Annotated in this window: 5 protein-coding genes; all 5 read right to left on the bottom strand. The window is 47.6% G+C overall.

Going from position 1 to position 4,585, the window contains the following annotated elements:
* A partial coding sequence (locus tag V5298_RS19130; RefSeq protein WP_332933031.1) for an aconitase family protein occupies positions 1–525 on the bottom strand: 525 nt, incomplete at its 3' end.
* 57 nt (positions 526–582) lie between these two features.
* Complete coding sequence (gene prpC, locus V5298_RS19125; RefSeq protein WP_332933030.1) at positions 583–1,707, bottom strand: bifunctional 2-methylcitrate synthase/citrate synthase; 1,125 nt, start codon at positions 1,705–1,707, stop codon at positions 583–585.
* Positions 1,708–1,752: 45 nt separating this feature from the next.
* Positions 1,753–2,631 carry a methylisocitrate lyase gene (gene prpB, locus V5298_RS19120; protein ID WP_332933029.1) on the bottom strand — a complete coding sequence of 293 codons (879 nt, stop codon included), beginning with the start codon at positions 2,629–2,631 and terminating at the stop codon, positions 1,753–1,755.
* Between the two features lie 13 nt (positions 2,632–2,644).
* The gene (locus V5298_RS19115) at positions 2,645–3,316 is read right to left on the bottom strand and encodes a GntR family transcriptional regulator (RefSeq protein ID WP_332933028.1); all 672 of its coding nucleotides are present in this window, start codon (positions 3,314–3,316) and stop codon (positions 2,645–2,647) included.
* A gap of 217 nt (positions 3,317–3,533) precedes the next feature.
* The coding region (locus V5298_RS19110) for an MFS transporter (RefSeq protein ID WP_332933027.1) at positions 3,534–4,585 on the bottom strand (1,052 nt) is incomplete at its 5' end.

Raw genomic sequence — 4,585 nt, 5'->3', positions numbered from 1 at the left:
AATCTGGTGCATAATGCCGTTACCCGGCCCGATAACATCCACGTTCTTAAACGCCGTTTTGGTCCAGTTAATAAAGTGGAAACGGTCGTCGTTACGGCGATCTTCGATGGTCCGGTTTTTTTCAAAGGCATCGTCTTCAAACCCGGCATATTCTACGGCAAGGGAGTGATCCACAATCAACTGAGTAGGGACCACAGGATTCACTTTTGATGGATCGCCACCTTGTTTTGCGATGGCATCTCGCAGACCGGCTAAATCTACCAGTGCAGTTTGACCGAGGATGTCATGACATACCACCCGTGATGGGAACCAGGGAAAATCCAGATCACGCTTGCGGTATACCAGCTGCTCTAGGGAAGCGGTGAGTTTATCAGGCGGACATTTTCGCACCAGGTTTTCCGCTAAAACCTTGGATGTATAAGGGAGTGTATCGTAAGCTCCCGGTTTAATAGCGTTAATTGCTTGGCGGGTATCGTAGAAATCCAGCCCGCTGCCAGTAAGGGGTTTTCGGTAATCAGTATTCATGCTCGGTCTTCTCCTGCACAGGCACAGGCAGTGTGGGCTGCCTGTGTGGGGGTAAACTTAATCGCGTTCTTCCATGGGGGGAACAGGGCGTAATGCTTCTCCTGTGTATTCCGCTGAAGGGCGAATGATGCGGTTGTCAGCTCGTTGCTCCATAACATGCGCGGCCCAGCCCGTTAAGCGGGACATGACAAAAATAGGCGTAAATAACTTGGTGGGGATCCCCATAAAGTTATAGGCTGAGGCATGGAAGAAGTCGGCATTACAGAAGAGTTTCTTTTCTCTCCACATCACTTCTTCACAGCGCACCGACACCGGATATAACACGTCATCACCCACGTCAGCGGCAAGTTTTTCTGACCAACTTTTGATGATTTCATTGCGGGGATCCGATTCACGGTAAATGGCATGACCAAAGCCCATGATTTTTTCTTTTCGGGCCAGCTTACCCATCATTTCTTCTTCAGCATGCTCCGCTGAGGTAAAGCCTTCTATCATCTCCATGGCCGCTTCATTTGCGCCACCGTGAAGGGGACCGCGTAAGGAACCAATGGCACCGGTAATACACGAATGCATGTCTGATAAGGTAGACGCACAGACACGGGCGGTGAAGGTGGAGGCGTTAAATTCGTGCTCAGCGTATAAAATAAGTGAAACGTGCATGACTTTTTCATGCAACTCTCGTGGTTTTTCACCGTGCAGCATATGTAAGAAGTGAGCGCCAATAGAGTCATCGTTGGTTTCGGTATCAATGCGTTTACCGTCATGACTAAAGCGATACCAGTAGCAAATGATACTGGGGAAACATGCCAGCATTCTGTCAGTTACTTCACTTTGCTGACTAAAATCGGCTTCCATTTCTAAGTTACCTAACATGGAGCAGCCGGTCCGCAACACATCCATGGGATGGGCATCTTTTGGAATTCGTTCAAGGACTTCTTTTAATGCTTGGGGTAAGCCACGTAGGGATTTTAATTTTTCTTTATAGCTGAATAATTCCGTTTTATTCGGCAGTTTTCCCTTTAAAATGAGATACGCCACTTCTTCAAATTCGCACGTGTTTGCCAAGTCTTTGACATCATAACCACGGTATGTGAGGCCTGAGCCTGAATGTCCTACAGTGGAAAGGGCTGTCTTTCCTGCTACCTGTCCGCGTAGTCCGGCGCCTGTTAATTCTTTAGCCATTTTGCTGTCTCCTGCTAATCGTTTTTGTAAGGTACAAAGAGGGGGTTAATCTTTTGTTTTTGCAAATAGCGCGTCTAGTTTTTGTTCGTAATCGTGATATCCGAGATAATCGTACAACTCCATACGGGTTTGCATGGTATCGACAACGGCTTTTTGGTCGCCATTTTCCAGGATGGACTGATACACATTTTCCGCCGCTTTATTCATCGCTCTAAATGCGCTTAAGGGATACAGCACCATGCCTGCACCCCACTCACCCAGTTCTTTTTTATTCCACAGTTCCGTTTGACCAAATTCAGTGATGTTCGCCAGAATGGGCACATCTAAGGCTTCAGCGAAGGCACGATAATGTTCTTCTGTCTTAATGGCTTCGGCGAAAATACCGTCTGCGCCGGCAGCGACATAAGCTTTGGCGCGTTCAATGGCTTTTTCTAATCCTTCCTGAGCAAATGAATCGGTGCGGGCCATAATGAAAAAGTCAGGATCGGTGCGGGCATCCACAGCGGCTTTTATGCGATCAACCATTTCATCACAAGGCACAATTTCTTTGTTAGGACGGTGTCCGCAGCGTTTTTGTGCCACCTGATCTTCCAGATGCACCGCCGCCGCACCGGCTTTTTCCATATCTTTGATGGTTTTAGCAATGTTAAACGCACCGCCCCAGCCGGTATCGATATCAACCAGTAAGGGCAGATCGCAGGCTGAGGTAATACGCTGGACATCAACGATGACGTCATTTAAAGACGTGATCCCCAGATCGGGTAGACCATAGGAGGCATTGGCGACGCCACCCCCGGATAAATAAATTGCTTGATGACCAATTTGCTTTGCCATCATGGCAGTATAGGCATTGATGGTACCAACGATTTGCAATGGCTGATTGTTGGCTAATGCCTGACGGAATTTGTTACCTGCACTTTGCATGAGGGAGCTCCTTTTAGCGCTTGGAAGTTTGAATAAGTTTGCGTTCGATATTATTTTTGGAATACAAAATATGTCGACGCATTAAAATTTCGGCCAGTTCGCCATCTCGGTTCGCGATGGCTTGAACCACATGACGGTGTTCATCAAATGCGGTGGTTACGCGAGGGCCTGCCATACCAAGTTGAACGCGATACATGCGCACAAGATGATAGAGACCATCAATTAGAACTGAGATTAAATGATTGTTTTTACTGCCTAAAACGATGCGATAATGAAAATCCACATCACCGGCTTCCTGATAGTAGGATTCACCGGATTTTACTTCATCGAAGTGATCGCTTAATAAACCTTGCAAGGCATCAATTTCTGATTGGGTCATATTTTCAGCTGCCAGACGGGCCGCCATTCCCTCGAGTGCTTCACGAACTTGATAGAGCTGAACGAGCCCCGTGGCTGATAAGGTGACAACCCGTGCGCCCACATTGGCTTTCCGTTCAACTAAATGGCTGGCGGTTAATCGGTTTATGGCTTCTCTCACCACGGCCCGACTAACATCATATTTTGTCGACAATTCAGTTTCGCTGAGCTTAGAGCCAGCACTAATAACCCCTTCTACGATATCGTTACGCAGTTGAAAAAACGTTCTATCTGCATGTGTGACAGGGCTTTCAGCGGCCATTTGCATGGTATTTGTTAAACCTAAGTAACTTTTGAACTGTCGACAATGTAGGCCTTTCAGAGCTTACTGTCAACGAATTTGATGGATATTGTCGACAATTTTGATCTGGATCCGGTAAAGACTCTGGAAAATAAGGTCAAAGAGGGCGGTGAGACATTGGTCGTATCTTTGATACAACCAATGTCTATGCAGCAGGATAAAACCGATATGGATAGCGCGTGAACTAGATTTGTTTTAGTCGGCGCTTATTTAAAATGGCATCGCCGGCATTTGCCGGTAAGCGCAGGCTGTCAATAAGAGAAATAAGACTGATGCCTGCAACAATATAGAAGGTTAATGAGAAATCCGCCATGCTAGGATCCCCGGTTTGGGAGCCGGTTATAATGGTGGCTAAGGCGAGGGACAAGGCGCCTACGGTGATCCCTAGTCCACGGGTCATTTGCATTACCACCGAACTCAATGTGTTTGCATCGCGCATTTCTTGCTGTGGAATATCAGCAAAGCTGATGGTATTTAACACGGTTAAGTGCATGGAACGGTTCATGCCACTGATAAAGAGTATCAAGGCCATATACCAGCCCGGTGTTGTACTTGAAAACTGGCCGATAAGGAGGAATCCCAGCGAAATCATTAAGGTATTTACAATCAATACCATTTTAAATCCGGCGGCGTTCATGATCCAGGTGGTGGCAGGTTTTATGGCTAAGTTGCCCACAAATAGCCAAAGCAGTAGCAATCCGGCTTCTACCGGCGAGAAACCTAAGGCCAACTGCAACATTAAAGGTATCAGAAACGGCGCGCTCGCCAAGGTGATACGAATGGCCGAACCGCCCAGAATGGTCATGCGAAAGGTGGGAAATTGCATGGCTTTAAGTGTAAAAAGTGGCGCAGGGGCGCGGGCCATGTGCATAAACATGAGCAATAAAAGTAGCGAACCCATCGCCGTGAGCATACTCGGTAACCACAGTGACTCAGGACGACTACTGAAGGATTCCAAGCCGGCCATCAGCAAACCAAAACCTATTCCGCTGAGTAAAAAACCTTTGATGTCGAAGCGTTGGGGGGTGCCTTCCTGGTTATCTAACAAGTAGGCTGCAAACCCAAGAGCGATACAACCGAGAGGCACATTCATTAAAAAGATCCAGTTCCAGCTAAATGTCTGGGCTATCCAGCCGCCTAATACCGGCCCGATTAAGGGCGCGGCTAAGGCCGGCCAGGTTAACATGGCCATGCCACGAACAATCTCTTCTTTGGGCAGTCCCCGGAGCACAACTA

Origin of the sequence: Alteromonas sp. 14N.309.X.WAT.G.H12 (genome assembly GCF_036697315.1) — a bacterium.
In the GTDB taxonomy this organism is placed as follows: domain Bacteria; phylum Pseudomonadota; class Gammaproteobacteria; order Enterobacterales; family Alteromonadaceae; genus Alteromonas.
The sequence above is the reverse complement of the archived record's forward strand: the minus strand, read 5'-3'. Positions and strand labels throughout refer to the sequence as shown.